17 protein-coding genes and 2 tRNA genes are annotated in these 16,434 nt (G+C 47.5%); 3 read left to right on the forward strand and 16 right to left on the reverse strand.

The window, feature by feature from the left end:
- The 11 genes from ACTHTJ_RS02055 to mraZ form a co-directional block, all read right to left on the reverse strand.
- Nucleotides 1-511, reverse strand: a 511-nt coding sequence (locus ACTHTJ_RS02055) for a tetratricopeptide repeat protein (protein WP_440360819.1), incomplete at its 3' end; no start/stop codon positions are given.
- Between the two features lie 126 nt (nt 512-637).
- Nucleotides 638-1,720: a phospho-N-acetylmuramoyl-pentapeptide-transferase gene (gene mraY / locus ACTHTJ_RS02060; RefSeq protein ID WP_004518887.1), complete on the reverse strand. Its 1,083-nt coding sequence runs from the start codon at nt 1,718-1,720 to the stop codon at nt 638-640.
- Between the two features lie 101 nt (nt 1,721-1,821).
- Nucleotides 1,822-1,971 carry a hypothetical protein gene (locus ACTHTJ_RS02065; protein ID WP_049335337.1) on the reverse strand — a complete coding sequence of 50 codons (150 nt, stop codon included), beginning with the start codon at nt 1,969-1,971 and terminating at the stop codon, nt 1,822-1,824.
- Nucleotides 1,972-1,986: 15 nt separating this feature from the next.
- Nucleotides 1,987-3,351 carry a UDP-N-acetylmuramoyl-tripeptide--D-alanyl-D-alanine ligase gene (locus ACTHTJ_RS02070; protein ID WP_101756029.1) on the reverse strand — a complete coding sequence of 455 codons (1,365 nt, stop codon included), beginning with the start codon at nt 3,349-3,351 and terminating at the stop codon, nt 1,987-1,989.
- Between the two features lie 31 nt (nt 3,352-3,382).
- Nucleotides 3,383-4,396, reverse strand: a complete 1,014-nt coding sequence (locus ACTHTJ_RS02075) for a DUF1887 family protein (protein WP_101756030.1) — start codon at nt 4,394-4,396, stop codon at nt 3,383-3,385.
- A 53-nt stretch (nt 4,397-4,449) separates the two neighbouring features.
- Nucleotides 4,450-4,971 (reverse strand): M23 family metallopeptidase, encoded by a 522-nt coding sequence (locus ACTHTJ_RS02080; protein WP_101756031.1) that lies wholly within the window; start codon nt 4,969-4,971, stop codon nt 4,450-4,452.
- A 180-nt stretch (nt 4,972-5,151) separates the two neighbouring features.
- Nucleotides 5,152-6,630, reverse strand: coding sequence for a UDP-N-acetylmuramoyl-L-alanyl-D-glutamate--2,6-diaminopimelate ligase (locus ACTHTJ_RS02085; RefSeq protein WP_440360818.1), 1,479 nt, complete (start codon nt 6,628-6,630; stop codon nt 5,152-5,154).
- A 26-nt stretch (nt 6,631-6,656) separates the two neighbouring features.
- A complete protein-coding gene (locus ACTHTJ_RS02090) occupies nt 6,657-8,405 on the reverse strand; it encodes a peptidoglycan D,D-transpeptidase FtsI family protein (RefSeq protein WP_004518895.1) in 1,749 nt (582 codons plus the stop codon).
- A 78-nt stretch (nt 8,406-8,483) separates the two neighbouring features.
- The gene (ftsL, locus tag ACTHTJ_RS02095) at nt 8,484-8,747 is read right to left on the reverse strand and encodes a cell division protein FtsL (RefSeq protein WP_003681879.1); all 264 of its coding nucleotides are present in this window, start codon (nt 8,745-8,747) and stop codon (nt 8,484-8,486) included.
- A gap of 63 nt (nt 8,748-8,810) precedes the next feature.
- A complete protein-coding gene (gene rsmH / locus ACTHTJ_RS02100; protein ID WP_070585193.1) occupies nt 8,811-9,773 on the reverse strand; it encodes a 16S rRNA (cytosine(1402)-N(4))-methyltransferase RsmH in 963 nt (320 codons plus the stop codon).
- Nucleotides 9,770-10,225, reverse strand: a complete 456-nt coding sequence (mraZ, locus tag ACTHTJ_RS02105; RefSeq protein ID WP_039861849.1) for a division/cell wall cluster transcriptional repressor MraZ — start codon at nt 10,223-10,225, stop codon at nt 9,770-9,772. Before mraZ ends, rsmH begins: the two co-directional genes overlap by 4 nt.
- Before the next feature lie 401 nt (nt 10,226-10,626).
- Between mraZ and ACTHTJ_RS02110 the strand changes: the two genes are divergently transcribed.
- From ACTHTJ_RS02110 to ACTHTJ_RS02120, 3 genes are all read left to right on the forward strand, one after another.
- Nucleotides 10,627-11,778, forward strand: a complete 1,152-nt coding sequence (locus ACTHTJ_RS02110; RefSeq protein WP_070712107.1) for a class I SAM-dependent methyltransferase — start codon at nt 10,627-10,629, stop codon at nt 11,776-11,778.
- A 106-nt stretch (nt 11,779-11,884) separates the two neighbouring features.
- Nucleotides 11,885-11,961 (forward strand) — tRNA-Met (locus tag ACTHTJ_RS02115).
- 6 nt (nt 11,962-11,967) lie between these two features.
- Nucleotides 11,968-12,043 (forward strand) — tRNA-Ala (locus ACTHTJ_RS02120).
- A gap of 156 nt (nt 12,044-12,199) precedes the next feature.
- Here ACTHTJ_RS02120 and ACTHTJ_RS02125 read toward each other — a convergent pair.
- From ACTHTJ_RS02125 to petA, 5 genes are all read right to left on the reverse strand, one after another.
- Nucleotides 12,200-12,604 carry a ClpXP protease specificity-enhancing factor gene (locus tag ACTHTJ_RS02125; RefSeq protein ID WP_070585198.1) on the reverse strand — a complete coding sequence of 135 codons (405 nt, stop codon included), beginning with the start codon at nt 12,602-12,604 and terminating at the stop codon, nt 12,200-12,202.
- Between the two features lie 11 nt (nt 12,605-12,615).
- On the reverse strand, nt 12,616-13,221 hold the full coding sequence (locus ACTHTJ_RS02130) for a glutathione S-transferase N-terminal domain-containing protein (protein WP_039861850.1): 606 nt from the start codon (nt 13,219-13,221) through the stop codon (nt 12,616-12,618).
- A 214-nt stretch (nt 13,222-13,435) separates the two neighbouring features.
- Entirely contained in the window at nt 13,436-14,221 is a 786-nt protein-coding gene (locus tag ACTHTJ_RS02135) for a cytochrome c1 (protein WP_039864285.1), read from the reverse strand.
- Nucleotides 14,222-14,235: 14 nt separating this feature from the next.
- On the reverse strand, nt 14,236-15,759 hold the full coding sequence (locus ACTHTJ_RS02140; protein WP_168162036.1) for a cytochrome b: 1,524 nt from the start codon (nt 15,757-15,759) through the stop codon (nt 14,236-14,238).
- 18 nt (nt 15,760-15,777) lie between these two features.
- Nucleotides 15,778-16,359: a ubiquinol-cytochrome c reductase iron-sulfur subunit gene (petA, locus tag ACTHTJ_RS02145; protein ID WP_070459589.1), complete on the reverse strand. Its 582-nt coding sequence runs from the start codon at nt 16,357-16,359 to the stop codon at nt 15,778-15,780.
- Nucleotides 16,360-16,434: the final 75 nt, after the last annotated feature.

The raw sequence follows: 16,434 nt of genomic DNA on the forward strand, positions 1-16,434 counted from the left end.
GTGCATAGTCTTGACGGACGCCTTGCCCTTGTGCATACCCATTGCCCAAATTGGTTTGGGCTTGGACTAATCCCTGCTCCGCTGCCTTACGATACCATCTGAACGCTTCAGCATAGTCTTGACGGACGCCTCGCCCTTGGTTATACATATCACCCAAATTATATTGGGCTTGGACTAATCCCTGCTCCGCTGCCTTACGATACCATCTGAACGCTTCGGCATAGTCTTGACGGACGCCTTGCCCTTGTTCATACATCAGGCCCAAATTAACTTGGGCTTGGGCATCCCCTTGTTCTGCCGCCTTGCGATACCACTGCACTGCCTGTGCATCGTCTTGAGGGACGTCTTGCCCGATGGCATACATCACGCCCAAATTATATTGGGCATCGACATTCCCTTGCTTCGCAGCTTGAAGCGTTTTCTGAAAATCCGGCATATTATCCGCCCACACCGCTTGGTTCAAGCCCAAGGCAATCAGGGCGGCTGCAAGCCATTTGACTGTCTGTTTCATGTTTTCTCTCCTATTTCGGTGAGGGGCGGTTTTTCAGCCGCGGTTAACGATAGGACGGGACAGATTGCCGCCGCAGGTTTATTGCGCGTTCAAATGCCGTCTGAAAGGTGTTCAGACGGCATAGGTTCAGCGGATTTTGAGGGTACTCAAGCCAATCAATACCAAGACGATGGTGATAATCCAGAAGCGGACAACAACTTGGGTTTCTTTCCAGCCTTTTTGTTCGTAATGGTGATGAATCGGCGCCATCAGGAAGATGCGTTTTTTGGTGCGTTTGTACCAACCGACTTGCAACATAACGGAAATGGCTTCAACAACAAACAGGCCGCCCATGATGACGAGGACAAATTCTTGGCGGATGATGACGGCAACGGTACCGAGTGCCGCGCCGAGCGCGAGTGCGCCGACGTCGCCCATAAAGACTTGCGCCGGATAGGCGTTAAACCACAAAAAGCCGAGACAGGCGCCGCACATGGCGGTACAGAAAATCACCACTTCGTTTGCGCCGGCAACGTAAGGCAATTGCAGGTATTGGGCAAATTGGGAGTGGCCGCTGGCATAAGCAAAGATGGCAAGACCGGCGGCAACAAGTACAACGGGGAATGCGGCCAAGCCGTCCAAACCATCGGTCAGGTTAACGGCATTGGATGTGCCGACGATGGTCAGGTAGGACAATACCAAGAAGCCGACTACACCAAGCGGCAAGGCAACTTGTTTGAAGAAGGGAACAATCAGGATATTGTTGGCGGAATTTGTCGCAAGGTAGAACAATGCCAAACCAGCGATGATGGCAACGCTGGACTGCCACACCATTTTAAATTTGGCAGACACGCCGTTAGGGTCTTTATAAACCACTTTGCGCCAGTCGTCGTAAAAACCGAGTGCGCCGGTAGCAAGCAGGACGCCTAAGAGAATCCAGATATAAGGATTTGCCCAGTTGCCCCACAAGATTGTGGACACGGTAATGGCGGTCAAAATCAGCGAGCCGCCCATGGTTGGCGTACCGTTTTTGATCAGGTGGGTTTGAGGGCCGTCGGTACGGACGGCTTGGCCGACTTTAAGCGCAGTCAGCTTGCGGATGGTCCACGGACCAAGCAATAGGGAAAACGCCAAAGCAGTCAAAGCCGCCATGACAGCGCGGAATGTGGTGTATTGAAAAATATTCAGACCGGTTAACCAGTTACTGAAATGTGCGAGCCATAAAAACATGGGGCTTCCTTTTTTGTTTTTGTTGTTACAGCGGGCTTATTGCCCAATTAAAAATCAATCGGTATGCCGTCTGAAATTTCAGACGGCCTTATTGAGTAAGATTATTTCTCTACCACGCAAATCGGATAGTTTCCAGGATTCTTTCCGCCGCCCAAGTCCAAGCAGGTATCTTCATAGATAAATGCCTGTACTTTCATTCCGGCATAAAACGCGGCAATCAGCAAACCAGTCAATAGTAAAATCTTTTTCATATTTCAGACGGCCTTTTAAGCAGTTGTTGCTGCCAACGCCTCGACCACTTCTTCCATCTTCATAAAGCGCGAGCCTTTGACCAATACAGTAGCGCGTTCGGGCAAATCGTGGCTCAACACTTGAATCAGCGGATCTTTGTCAGCAAACCACAAACCTTCCGCGCCAAATGTTTCTGCCGCTTCAACGCTGTTATCGCCGACAAAATACGCGGCCTCGATGCCTTTATCCCGTGCATACGCACCAACTTCGGCGTGCATGGCGACTGCCTCATCCTCACCCAATTCGCCCATGTCGCCCATCACAAAAATACGCGGCGCAGGCATAGCGGCAAGCACATCAATGGCAGCTTTCATGCTATCAGGGTTGGCATTATAAGTATCGTCAATCAAAGTTGCATCTTTAATGCCTTGCTTGATATTCAGACGGCCTTTGATATTACTGAAATTTTTCAGACCGTCTGAAACTTCGGTAAGGCTCAAGCCTGCCGCCAAAGCCAGAGCCGCCGCTGCTACGGCATTATGCACATTGTGACGGCCGGGGACCGGCAGTACCACGGCAACACGTTCATTACCACGCACCAAATCAAATTCGCAGGACAACGGTTTCAACTCAATATTTTCCGCATGGACATCGCCACTGGCAACACCGAAAGACTGAGCGTTCAATTGTGCAGTAGCCGCTTCAAATGTAGCGATATTGGCATCTTCGCACGGAATCAACGCAATGCCGTCTGAAAGCAAACCTTCGTAGATTTCACTTTTGGCTTTGGCAATATCACCAACCCCATCAAAACCGCAACCAACATGCGCGCGCAAAGCGTTATTGACCAGAGCGACATTCGGACCGGCGATTCGGGTCAGCAAAGACAATTCGCCAAAATGGTTCATACCCATTTCAATGACGGCATAGCGGTGTTTTTCGTTCAGTTTCAACAAAGTCAGCGGCAGGCCGATATGGTTGTTGAAATTGCCGGCAGTCGCCAACACAGCTTCATCACCGAATCGATGACGCAATACGCCGGCCAACATCTCTTTAACCGTCGTTTTGCCGGAAGAGCCGGTAATACCAAAGACAAACGGATTCACATTTTCACACCACGCCTTCGCCAGTTTTTGCAAAGCCGCAAGCGTATCGTTAACCTTCAATGCGCCTTTCAAAGCCGCACAATCTTCGCGCGAGACTACAACCGCCGTCGCCCCCGCTGCCAATACATCTTCAACAAAGTCATGCGCGTCAAAGCGTTCACCGGCAAGCGCGAAAAATACGTCGCCGTCCTGAATATCGCGGCTGTCTGTAACGATACGCGAAACGGGTTGATTTTCAGACGGCATCGGAAGGTCGAGAGTTTGGCAGATGAAATTTAGGTCTAGTGGTTTCATGGTTTCTTTCGTTTGTTTTTTTCAGACGGCCTCACATAACCATCTGTAAATGTTTCATCATAGATTTAGGCGTAACAAAAGTTAAACCGTACATACTGCCTAATGCCACTGCCTGGCTTTCCTCTAAATCGGCAACCAGTATCACAAAGCGGTCATCCGGCAAATTCAATCGTTTTTTCAAGCGTACATATTTTTCAATGTCTCGTCTGAACTCCCCTGATTTACATTCCACCACAACCGGCTCTTTACCCATCGGCAAAAATACAACATCTAACTCCTGTTTATCTTCATTGTCGAATTTGACTTTTACATTTCGAGCGCAAGAAAAAGCATAATCCTTACCTTTGTGTTTTGCTTCTTCAAGCATTTTGCCCAGCGCAAACCATTCAAGCCAACCACCACAAAAAAAGTGCTTGATGGCAGTAGCACGTTGCAGATTCAAGCGAACAATTTTTTCCTGTTTCTGATAGAAATACTTAGAAAACAGAGTATGGCTATAAAATTGTCGGCATAGATTATTCATTGTTTGCCCATCTTTTTGCGACATTTTGCCTATATCCAAACTAATGCTTGTGTGGTTGTGACTATATGCCCAACTAATCTGCCCCAACATATTTTTAGTAATCTGATAATTGTTGCCTAATTTAATGGCAGCCTCATCAAAAAAACCGCTCATATTGACCGCCTGAAAGTTAAACATCGGCACAATATTGGCTCGGGCAAACCATTGCCGTATTGGTTCATGTTGTTTTTCAGTAGCTAAAATGTCGGTTTCCGATAAATTGACGCCTGCCAGCAGATTATAATTTTGATTTTCCGAACCAGTATCTTGCTGTGTATTTTCCTCCCTGCCGTCTTCCTGTTGCTTCAAAGCCTGCAATTCCCGGTTCACTGAAAAATAACGTTCCAACAATTTACTGACAAAAAATAAAGTGTCGTAAACCTTAACCGGAGCCGTGCATTTTGGACAAGCAATTTCACTCATTCCAGATTCGTAGTAATGCTCATTCATGCAACCGCATTTATTGCAGCGAAAAATACCCATAATATTCCCTTATTATTTGTTTCAAAATTTATTTCAGACGACGTTTGAAAATTTTATCTTTCCTGATTAATCAGCGGATACGGATTTACCGCGCCGCTGGGCAGATACACGCCGTAATGCAGGTGGGCCGGTGTGGTTTTAGCGTTGCCGGTTTTACCGACATAGCCGATGACCTGCCCTTCTTTGACTCGCTCATACAGGCGGATACGGGCAAATTTATTCAGGTGGGCATAGTAATGCCACGCACCCGGCCCTTGAATACCAATAACTTTACCGCCCAATCGGTTGCGCCCGATTTTGGTTACGATGCCGGGCGTGGTACTGCGTATCGGCGTATTTTTCTTAGCAAAAATATCCACACCTTCATGCCTGCGCCCCTGACTGCGCGCCGCGCCCCAAGTATCGTCAAAACGTTTGCCTTTAACAGGATTGGGCAGGCTTTGCTCGGCAGGAGGCTGTTGTGCCCTCAACTGCTCGATTTCGGCAGTAGGACGCGGAAGTTGTTTGGTTGTACAGCCTGCGAATAAAACTACGGCTGCACTGATTAATAAGGTTTTTGTCGGCATTTTCAGCATCAAATCGGTCTCCTTGTTGTCCAGACGGCCTTGTTAAAAAGTCCTCTAAAACAAACAACTGTGATGGGTTTAATGGCTGACGTGCCGTAATGCGTGTGTCGTTTTGCTTTTGTTGTATATGTTTAAATCTTTTTCAGACGGCCTTAAGGTTTCGGGTCGTCTGAACATTTGCGATATGGCTTAACCGCGCTCTGCCAACGCTTTTTCTGCGATTTCAAAATCGGAGAAATGGTGCTTCACGCCTTGTACATCCTGATAGTTTTCATGCCCTTTACCGGCAATCAGAATGATGTCGTTCGTGGCAGCCTGCTCAACCGCATAACGGATGGCGACGGCACGATCAACTTCGACACGTTCAGGATTAGGCACGGCAGGCAGGATGTCGTTGATGATGTCTTGCGGATTTTCCAAGCGTGGGTTGTCGCTGGTTACGACAACTTTATCCGCACCCTGTACGGCTGCTGCGCCCATCAATGGACGTTTGCCACGGTCGCGGTTGCCGCCGCAGCCGAAGACGCACCACAAAGCCGCGCCCTGCGGTTTGATTTCCTGCAAGGTAGAGAGTGCTTTTTCCAATGCATCGGGCGTATGGGCATAATCAACGACAACCAAAGGTTTGCCGCTGTTCATAATGCAATCCATGCGACCTGAAGCAGGACGGATTTTTGCCAGTACTTCCAAAACGTTATTGAGTGGATAACCGTTGGCACACAGCAAGGCAACGCAGGCGGCGAGGTTTTGCGCGTTAAACCGTCCGAGCAGACGGGTACGGCATTTTCCTTCGCCCCACGGGGTTTGGAATACGGCTTCCATGCCGTCTGAAGAAGCGGTGAAATCGGTAATGCGGATATCGGCTTGCTCGCTGAAACCATAGCCGTAAACGGCTAAATCGGGACAGTCTTTTTTCAGACGGCCTACCAGTTCTGCACCGTATTCATCATCGACATTAATGATGGCGTGTTGCAGACCATGCCAGTAGAACAGGAGCGACTTGATGGCACCATAGGCTTCCATGGTGCCGTGATAATCGAGGTGGTCGCGGGTGAGATTGGTAAAGATTGCGCTGCGAAACGGCACGCCGTTGACGCGCGATTGGTCAAGGCCGTGACTGGAAACTTCCATCGCAGCGGCTGTTGCGCCTTGCTGACGGAAGCGGTAGAGCAGAGTTTGGACATCGACAGGAGCAGGCGTGGTATGTGTGGTCTCTTCCAATGCACCCCAAAAGCCGTTGCCGACTGTACCGATAATGGTGGTTTTTTCGCCCAGAAGATCGGCGGCTTGCGCCAGCCATTGTGTGATAGAGGTTTTGCCGTTGGTACCGGTTACACCCCAAACTTTAAGGCCGTCTGAAACATTGCCGTAAACCTGTGCCGCCAACATACCGGCGCGATGTTTCAGATCTTTAATGCCTTGATTGGGAACGTTCCATTCGGGATTCCATGTGAATTTGCCGTCATCATCCCAAAAAACAAAGGGTGCACCGTTGGCGATGGCGGCAGGAATATAGCTGCGGCCGTCTGTATATTCGCCCTGACAGGCAACGAAAATGTCACCCTGTTTAATTTGTCGGCTGTCTGAATGCAACAAACGCCCTGCTGCGTTTTCACACAGCAGAGGCGGAAAGTTGGTTTCAGCCAAGGGGGTTAACTTGCTGAACATAAACAATATCTCTTTGATTGTTTGGATTATGACGGTACTTTGACAGTAGCGGTATTACTTAAAGGCTTGGTCGGGGAGACGCCCAAGATGTTCAAGCTTCCGCTCATGACTTCTTTGAATACGGGACCGGCAACCACGCCGCCGTAATAGCCGTTGGCAGTCGGTTCGTCGATGGTAACGGCCACAATCACGCGTGGATTTTTAGCCGGGGCAAAACCGATGAATGTACCGACGTGTTTGTTGTCCACATAGCGGCCATTAACCAGTTTACGCGCCGTACCGGTTTTCGCACCTACGTCGAAACCATCCACAGCACCGGCAGTACCGGTACCGCCGGCTTCAGTAACGGAAACCATCAACTCGCGCACTTTTTTCGCAGTAGAGGCTTTGATGACGCGCTTGCCTTTAGGGGCAACCGCTTGTTTTTCAAAGCTGACCGGTAACAATTCGCCGTCATGGGTCAAGACAGTATAAGCACGCGCCAATTGCAATAAGCTTAATTGCAGGCCATAACCGAAAGACATAGTTGCCTGTTCGATTTTTTGCCATCTGCGCCAGCTTCTCAACAAACCTGCAGTCTCACCAGGAAAGCCTGAATGCATGCGCACACCCACACCTAAATCATGATAGAAATCGTACATTTCTTTAGGAGTAAACATGGCAGAAAGTTTACTGGTACCGACGTTGGAAGATTTTTGCATAATGCCGCGCACATCCAAAGTAGGATAAACGTGGGTATCTTGTACGGTAGCCGGACCGATTTTGTAAGGCAGAGTATTGAACGTATCGGTTGCATCCACTTTTCCGGAATCCAATGCTTTGGCAATGGTAAACGGCTTCATGGCAGAACCGGGTTCGATCATATCGGTTACAGCGCGGTTGCGGCGCTGTTCGCTATTGGCTTGACCCGGTTGATTCGGATCGTAAGCCGGGCTGTTGACCAAAGCCAAAATCTCGCCGGTTTGCGCATCCAATACCACAACTGTACCCGCTTTGGCTTTATGATAAGCCACAGCCTTGTTCAGCTCGTCATACGCCAGCGTCTGAATGCGTTGATCCAAAGACAAAATCATGTCTTGGCCGTTTTTAGGCACGCTGTTGCGCGGAGAGTCGAGGCTGTCTACGATATTGCCTTTGTTGTCACGCAATACGACTTTCGCACCATCTTCGCCGCGCAGGCTGTCTTCACGGGAAAGCTCCAAGCCCTCCTGACCTTTGCCGTCGATATTGGTAAAACCGATAACGTGCGCAAACAGATTGCCCATCGGGTAATGGCGTTTCAATTCTTTTTGGAATGCAATGCCTTTAATGCCCAATGCTTTGATTTCTTCTGCTTTCTCGTAGCTGAGTTGGCGTTTCAGGTAGATAAAACCTTTGTCTTTTTTAGACAATTTATTTTTCAAAACTTCAACAGGGACATCGGCAATGGCCGACAATTTTTCCAACTGCTCGTCAGTCGGCATTTCCTCCATACCGGAAGGCATGGCATACAATGATTCGGTAGGCGCACTCAAAGCCAATGTGGCACCATTGCGGTCGGTAATCATACCGCGTGATGCCGGCAGCGGAAGCGTACGCACAAAACGTTGGTCGCCCTGATTTTTCAAAAATTCATGCTGACTGGTTTGCAAATAAACCCCGCGTACCAACAGACCGGTAAATGCCAGCGCAACAGCGCCCAGCACCAAACCGATTCGCCCGTTACTTGTCAGCGGCTTTTTCGTTTTTGTTGTTCCAGACAGCATTTGAGGTTTATATTCGTTCTTAATTAACATGTTGAACTTCTCATGACTTAGCTGCTCAGTGAGCCATCAAATCCCGTAAATCTTGCACCAATGCAAGGCTCTATATTCTTATTTTTTGCGTTCCAGCATAGCCGTATTATGCGCACCCGGTGGAAGCAGATGTTGCTTTTCGGCCGCCACTTTAATCAGTTTGTGGTTTGCCAATCTTGCTTGCTCCAGCTTCAAGCGCGCGTAATCCTGTTCCAACTGAATTTCCCGTTTTTGTGCCTTATCCAACTCGATAAAATGCAAACGGGACTGGTTTTGCTTAAACACTACGGCAAAGGCTGAGACCGTCACCAAAACCAGCAATAAAATATTCAACTTACCCATCTCAAACTTTCAGACGGCCTGTCAACAGGACTATCTCTTACGACAGCGTTTAGACGCCATCCCCTACTCAATAACCGAAAATTCGCCGCTACTGCGCTCCGCCACACGCAAAACTGCACTGCGCGCACGCGGATTGGCTTCAGTCTCTGTCGAACCCGGTTTGATTGCTTTGCCCACAGCCTTCAAAGGCGGCTGAGGCAAATCCGCTTCCTTAACCACTGCCCAACGGGGCAATGGCGCATGTTGCGAATATTTTTTAATAAACTGTTTCACAATTCTGTCTTCCAGCGAATGGAACGCAATGACAGCCAAGCGCCCACCCTCTTTCAGACGGCCTGCAACCTGCGGCAAAACTGCCTCTACCTCTTCGAGCTCGCGGTTAATAAAGATGCGAACTGCTTGGAAGGTGCGCGTTGCAGGGTCTTGTCCGCGCTCACGAGTACGGACGTTTTGCGCCACAAGCTGCGCCAGCTTGCGGGTTGTATCGATGGGACTCTCCTCGCGTTGCGCAACAATGGCGCGCGCAATCTGGCGACTAAACCGCTCTTCACCATAATTCTTAATTACCTCGTGTAAATCCTGTTCGGATGCGGTTGCAATCCATTCTGCCGCAGACATCCCGCGAGTCGGATCCATCCGCATATCCAACGGCGCATCAAAGCGGAAACTGAATCCGCGGCTGCCATCGTCAATTTGCGGCGACGAAATCCCCAAATCAAAAAGCGCACCGTCAATCTTATCGATGCCTAATTCATCCAAGGCCGTCTGAAATGTTTCAAAACCATTGTGTACGACACTGACACGTTTATCTTGCGCCGCCAGCTCATTTGCTACCGCAATCGCCTCGGGGTCTTTATCAAAAACAACCAAACGACCCTGCTCACCCAAACGCGACAAAATCAGCCGGGAATGCCCTCCCCTACCGAACGTACCGTCCACATAAATCCCGTCTTCACGGATTGCCAACGCGTCCACTGCCTCATGCAACAAGACAGTAACATGCTGATAATTTTCAACTTTACTCACAATTGCAAATCCGTTTGACTCAATTGGAAAGCCAATTCATCAGGATCGATATCCAAAGCCTGATTCATTTCCTCTTCCCAATGTTCGCGGCCCCACAACTCCATACGGTTTGCACGGCCAACCAAAGTAACTTCTTTTTCAAAATCCACACGTTTACGCAGATTGGCCGGAATCAAAACGCGTCCGGCGCTGTCCCACTCCAAAATCTCAGCATTGTGCAGCAGCAAATTCTGATACCGTTGCAAAGCTTCATTGCCGGCTACTTTCAACTTCAAAATCTGCTCGGCTTTTTCTTCCCAAACGGGCTCGGGGTACATTAATAATTTTTTTCGGGAATCCAGTGTGACCACAATTGCAGGCGTATAACGGCGCAGCAAAATATCGCGGAATTTGGCAGGAATCGCCAACCGCCCTTTACTGTCCATACTCAATTCATGAGCACCGCCAAACACATCACACCCCAAATTCGATTAAAATAAAACAGAGTGGGATTAAAAATCCCACCTTCCTAAAATCTTTCGTTTTCACTTCCACGGAACACTTTTTAGGAAAAAGTAACCACTTTCACCCACTATGCCCCACTAACCGACACTATAAGAAATTTTGGCAATCAGGTCAAATCCGTTTCTTATCTGAAATAAAACACTAAACACTTTAAATTCAATAGGTTATATATATAAAAAAGCATGACAAATTGATATATCAGTAGTTTCATATAGCATAAAACACTATATGTAGTATTATTTTTGTTTTTGACATACTACATATAGTGTTTTTATACCCTATTACCACCCCTCTCATAAGGGGCTATAATATACAAACAAATTCAAATTTTTTACATTATCTAACAGTCATGAAGCCTCAACTCCCCCTTCCTTCCCCTGATGCACAAGCCTCTTCAGCACACCTGACCAAGCTCATAAAAAACGAAATTGAACAACATCAAAACTGGATACCCTTCTCCCGTTTTATGGAGCTTGCCCTTTACACACCTCAATACGGCTATTACAGCGGAGGCAGCCATAAAATCGGTACGGACGGCGACTTCATTACCGCCCCTACCCTCTCCCCCCTATTCGGACAAACCCTTGCCAAACAACTTGCCGAATTACTGCCGCAAACAGCAGGCAATATCTACGAATTTGGTGCAGGCACAGGTCATCTCGCTGCCACACTCTTGCAAAACCTTTCAGACGGCCTGAATCATTACTATATTATCGAGCTATCGGCAGAGCTTGCAGAGAGACAACGTCAATATATTCTTGAACATACCTCCCCTGAAACAGCCGCTAAAGCCATCCACCTCACCACATTGCCTGAACACTTTGACGGCATCATCATCGGCAACGAAGTATTGGATGCCATGCCGGTTGAACGCTTGATTTATCAAGATGACGGGTTTCAACAAATCGGCGTCAGCCTAAAGAATGACGAGTTAATCGAAGCCATAAGACCATTAGCCCAAGCCGAACTTACGCAAACAGCTGCCTTGTACTTCCCTCCCCTTCCCTCATACACAAGCGAGCTGCATCCGGCACAATATGCCTTTATCCAAACCCTGTCCGCCAAATTGCAGCGCGGCGGCATGATATTTATTGATTACGGCTTCGATGCCGCTCAGTATTACCATCCGCAACGCAAGGAAGGCACATTTATCGGCCACTATCGCCACCATACCATCCATGATCCGTTTTTCAATATCGGTCTGACCGATTTGACTGCACACGTCAATTTCACTGATATTGCACGTGCCGGCACGGAATCAGGTTTAGACTTAATCGGCTACCTGCCCCAATCTTATTTCCTGCTCAATCTCGGCATCACCGATTTGCTGGCACAAATCGGCAGCTCGGATTCGGTTGAATATATCCAAGCCGCAGCAGCAGTACAGAAACTGATACATCAGCACGAAATGGGCGAACTTTTTAAAGTGATCGCTTTTGGCAAAGACATCGATATCGATTGGACAGGCTTCAGCCACGGCGATATTTGCCATAAGCTATAGCCTGACAACCTACTTTTTATTTTTTAAAAACAATAAGAAATAAAAAAAATCAAAATTAGCGCTTGCCAAATATTCAAAAAAAACTATAATAGCGACTTCACGAAACGGCGAATTAGCTCAGTCGGTTAGAGCAGAGGAATCATAATCCTTGTGTCCGGGGTTCGAGTCCCTGATTCGCCACCAAATTTCGGGGGTATAGCTCAGTTGGTAGAGCGCTTGCATGGCATGCAAGAGGTCAGCGGTTCGATCCCGCTTACCTCCACCACTAAACAAAAAAGCTCTTGTTAAATGCAAGAGCTTTTTTGTTTAGCTTGATTAATAACTGATTGCTCATTAATTTTGCCACTTCAATACCCAATCAATACAATACCTAATCAATAAAGGCCGTCTGAAACATTTCAGACGGCCTTCTATCTTTTAATTACTTCACAAGCTTCAATACTTTTTTCGGTTTTTCTTCCGCAGATTCAGCTTTTTTATCTTCAGCTACCGCAACCTCGGCAGAAGCAGGCTGATATGGTTCTACCTCAAAACCCATACCCTCTCCACTTTCGCGGCCAAATATACTGACAATATGACCGACCGGAATCCAAATTTCGTGCGCTACGCCGGAAAAACGCGCAGAAAAATTGACCCATTCGTTGTCGATATTCAAGTTATGACTGGCGGTAGGACCAATATTTAAAACAATTTCATTGTCGCGCACATACTGCATCGGCACACGGGTATGTTCATTTACCCAAGCTACGATGTGCGGTGTTTGGTTATTATCCAAACACCATTCATACAAAGCACGCAACAAATACGGTTTGGTTGAAGTTGCCATAGATCCGTCCTTTAGCGGCGCATGGCTTTTTCAGCCGGCGTCAATGCTTCAATAAAGGCTTCACGTTGGAAAATCCGCTCGGCGTATTTCAGCAAAGGCGCAGCAGATTTACCCAGTTTGATGTCGTAATAGTCCAAACGCCACAACAGTGGAGATAAGGCAACATCAATCATGGAGAAGTCATCGCCCAAGATGTATTTGTTTTTAGTAAAAGACGGTGCCAACAGTGTCAAACCATTGCCAATGGCTTCACGCGCTTTAGCTTGTTCTTTATTGGTAGATTCAGGGTTTTCCAACACTTGCACCAAGCTGAACAATTCTTTTTCCATGCGGTACAGCACCAAACGGCCGCGACCGCGCATAACAGGATCACCCGGCATCAACTGAGGATGAGGGAAACGCTCATCAATGTATTCGTTGATGATGTTTGATTCGTGCAAAATCAAATCACGCTCAACCAGAACCGGTACTTGGTTATACGGATTCATCAAAGCCAAGTCTTCAGGTTTATTGAACACGTCCACATCTTTGATTTCAAAATCCATGCCTTTTTCGTACAGCACAAAACGGCAACGTTGGCTGAATGGACAAGTAATACCTGAATACAATGTCATCATAATCTTTTACTCCTGATAAATCTTTTCAGACGGCCTTAAGCCTTATAAAAATTCAGACAGAATTATACATAATTTCAAACACTTAATCCAGAAATTTCACATATCACATTGTTTATATTAAGTAATTTTAAAATTTACATTATTTCCGCATAAACTGATTTCACAAACAAAAAAGGCAAACCTGAAACAGGTTTGCCTTTTTGATTCAAAAGAATTAGTGAACGTCTTTCCAGAATTCTTTTTTCAGGAAGTAAGCCAATGGCAGCATTACCGCAAACAGGAATGCCAAAACCATGTAGCCGATGCGGTGGCGTTGCAACTGAGCAGGCTCGCCCATGTACACCAAGTAGTTCACCAAGTCGCGTACATAAGTATCGTACTCTTTTTGGATCACTTTACCGTTAGGCAGGCGACGGCTGTGCAAACCGGTAGATTCCCAATACAGCTTAGGAGTCAGGTTGCCATGCTCGTCTTTAATCATAACAGGCTGACCTTTGGCATCCAACTCAACAGCCTGAACACCTTGTTGTTCCCACAGTGGGTGAGGCATACTCGCACCGGCCAAAACAGTATTGTTCCAACCGGTCGGACGAGTTGGGTCTTTATAGAAGCCGCGCATATAGGCGTACAGGTAGTCTGCACCTTTAGAACGCGCAATCAGGGTCAAATCCGGAGGAGGCGCACCCAACCATTTGGAGGCATCTTTCGGATCCATTGCCGCTACCATGACGTCACCAACGTTGTCTGTTGTGAACATCAGATTTTTCTTGATTTCATCTTCAGTCAAACCAATATCTTTCAGACGGTTGAAGCGCATACCGCTTGCAGAGTGGCAAGACAAACAGTAGTTTGTAAAGATTTGCGCACCGTGCTGCAGACTGACTTGGTCACGCAGGTCGATATCGACTTTTTCGTAGTGTCCGCCGCCGCTGGCGACGGCTGCACTCATAGGCACTGCCAGCAATAAGGCAGCAAACCAGTTTTTCAGAGTTTGTTTCATTTTCGCTGCCCTCATCAGATATTGGTTGCAAACAAGTAAGCACCGACAACGGTAATACCGACGTAAACAAAGAACATAATTTTTTGTTTAGTAGTGCTCATGGTTACGCGTTCAGGCGTAGCTTTTTCGCTATTAAACGCATTCAGGAATGGAATAGCTGCAAAGAAAACAGTGTAAGCCAGAACGAACGCCTTAACGATGTTATTTGGCAAGACTGCAACTAAATACAGGTTATAAATAATTAAAGCTGCATAAACAAACAGACTGATTAAATATTTAATACCACCAGCTTTTTCAGCCAACCATTTAGGATTTGTATGCAAAGGCATACCGATGAAGAACAAGAAATAGAATGCACTGAATGCACGAGCAAAAGCTGTACGTGTATCATCTGCTACCAATGCACCCAAAATTCCCAAGCCGATAAAAGATACAACAAACAACGCCAACATTACTTTGAACGAGTTGCTGCGGTAACGAACAGATTTTACAGGTGACTTATCCAACCAAGGCAACAAGGCAATCAATACAACTGCTGCACCCATGCCGATTACACCCCATACCTGAGTACCTGCCATCGAAGGAATCGCACGCAAAATAGCGTAGAACGGGGTGAAATACCATACCGGCGCAATGTGCGGCGGTGTTTTCAACGCGTTTGCTGCATCGAAGTTTGGCGCTTCCAAGAAGTAGCCGCCGCCTTCAGGTGCAAAGAACAACACAGAACAGAAGACAATCAAGAATACAACAACACCCAAGATGTCTTTAACGGTGTAGTAAGGATGGAATGGGATACCATCGCGTGGAATACCGTTTTCGTCTTTGTTTTTCTTGATTTCAACGCCATCAGGGTTGTTAGAACCCACTTCGTGCAGGGCGATGATGTGAGCCACAACCAAGCCGAGCAATACCAAAGGCACAGCGATAACGTGCAGGGCGAAGAAGCGGTTCAAAGTAACGTCGGAAACGTTGAAGTCACCGCGGATCCAAGTGGACAAATCAGGACCGATAACAGGGATGGCGGAGAACAGGTTAATAATTACCTGCGCACCCCAGAAGGACATTTGACCCCAAGGCAACAGGTAACCCATAAAGGCTTCTGCCATCAATGCCAAGAAAATCAGGGAACCGAAAATCCACACCAATTCACGAGGTTTTTTGTACGAACCGTAAATCAGACCGCGGAACATATGCAGATAAACGACGATGAAGAAGAAAGATGCGCCGGTGGAGTGCATGTAGCGGATAATCCAACCTCCGGACACGTCGCGCATGATGTACTCTACTGCGGTAAAGGCAGCAGGCAGATGGTAAGCGTTAAGGTTGCCGTCCGGTTTGTAGTTCATGGTCAGGAAAATACCGCTGACGATTTGAATTACAAGGACGAGTAGAGCCAAAGAGCCGAAGTAATACCAGAAGTTGAAGTTCTTCGGCGCATAGTATTGAGCCAAATGCTCATTCCACATTTTAGACAGAGGGAAGCGATCGTCCATCCAGCCTAACAATGCTTTTGCTTTGCTATTGGTTTGGTTTGCCATAATTATCGTTCCTTATTTTTAGTCTTCGCCCACCAAAACAGTCGTATCGCTCAGATATTTGTAAGGCGGTACAACCAAGTTGGTCGGTGCAGGAACACCTTTGTATACTCGGCCTGCAATGTCAAATTTCGAACCGTGGCAAGGGCAGAAGAAACCGCCTTTCCAGTCTGCACCCAAGTCGGCGGGAGCAATATCGGGACGGTAAGTCGGAGAGCAACCCAGGTGGGTACAGATACCGATAGCGACGAGGAGGTTCGGCTTGATCGAACGGGTCTCGTTTTTAGCGTATTCCGGTTGCTGATCCACTTCGGAATTGGGATCGACAACTGCGCCATCCAAACTTTTCAAGTCTTTGAGCTGTTGATCTGTGCGGTTGACCAGCCAAATCGGTTTGCCCTGCCATTCGGCAGTCAGCATTTGGCCTGCTTCGATTTTGCTGACATCTACTTCGACAGCAGCACCGGCAGCCTTAGCTTTCTCCGATGGGAAGAAGCTGGCCACGAAAGGCGTAGCTACGCCCAGAGCCGCCACACCGCCTGCACCGCATGTAGCCAGTGTCAGGAAACGGCGGCGACCGTTGTTGATTTCTTGATTATCCATTATTCAGTCGTCCTAAAATTTTGGGAATACCGAGCCATTAAACAGCGTAATTCTACCTAGTTTGTTGTAATACTC

The organism is Neisseria sp. P0018.S001, from assembly GCF_051957355.1.
Classification (GTDB): domain Bacteria; phylum Pseudomonadota; class Gammaproteobacteria; order Burkholderiales; family Neisseriaceae; genus Neisseria; species Neisseria subflava_A.

What these genes read in the sequence shown, in the direction of transcription:
- mraY (WP_004518887.1), bottom strand. Translation starts at nt 1,720, where the DNA reads ATGTTTTTATGGCTCGCACATTTCAGTAACTGGTTAACCGGTCTGAAT.
- ACTHTJ_RS02065 (WP_049335337.1), bottom strand. Translation starts at nt 1,971, where the DNA reads ATGAAAAAGATTTTACTATTGACTGGTTTGCTGATTGCCGCGTTTTAT.
- ACTHTJ_RS02070 (WP_101756029.1), bottom strand. Translation starts at nt 3,351, where the DNA reads ATGAAACCACTAGACCTAAATTTCATCTGCCAAACTCTCGACCTTCCG.
- ACTHTJ_RS02075 (WP_101756030.1), bottom strand. Translation starts at nt 4,396, where the DNA reads ATGGGTATTTTTCGCTGCAATAAATGCGGTTGCATGAATGAGCATTAC.
- ACTHTJ_RS02080 (WP_101756031.1), bottom strand. Translation starts at nt 4,971, where the DNA reads ATGCTGAAAATGCCGACAAAAACCTTATTAATCAGTGCAGCCGTAGTT.
- ACTHTJ_RS02085 (WP_440360818.1), bottom strand. Translation starts at nt 6,630, where the DNA reads ATGTTCAGCAAGTTAACCCCCTTGGCTGAAACCAACTTTCCGCCTCTG.
- ACTHTJ_RS02090 (WP_004518895.1), bottom strand. Translation starts at nt 8,405, where the DNA reads ATGTTAATTAAGAACGAATATAAACCTCAAATGCTGTCTGGAACAACA.
- ftsL (WP_003681879.1), bottom strand. Translation starts at nt 8,747, where the DNA reads ATGGGTAAGTTGAATATTTTATTGCTGGTTTTGGTGACGGTCTCAGCC.
- ACTHTJ_RS02110 (WP_070712107.1), top strand. Translation starts at nt 10,627, where the DNA reads ATGAAGCCTCAACTCCCCCTTCCTTCCCCTGATGCACAAGCCTCTTCA.
- ACTHTJ_RS02125 (WP_070585198.1), bottom strand. Translation starts at nt 12,604, where the DNA reads ATGGCAACTTCAACCAAACCGTATTTGTTGCGTGCTTTGTATGAATGG.
- ACTHTJ_RS02130 (WP_039861850.1), bottom strand. Translation starts at nt 13,221, where the DNA reads ATGATGACATTGTATTCAGGTATTACTTGTCCATTCAGCCAACGTTGC.
- ACTHTJ_RS02135 (WP_039864285.1), bottom strand. Translation starts at nt 14,221, where the DNA reads ATGAAACAAACTCTGAAAAACTGGTTTGCTGCCTTATTGCTGGCAGTG.
- ACTHTJ_RS02140 (WP_168162036.1), bottom strand. Translation starts at nt 15,759, where the DNA reads ATGGCAAACCAAACCAATAGCAAAGCAAAAGCATTGTTAGGCTGGATG.
- petA (WP_070459589.1), bottom strand. Translation starts at nt 16,359, where the DNA reads ATGGATAATCAAGAAATCAACAACGGTCGCCGCCGTTTCCTGACACTG.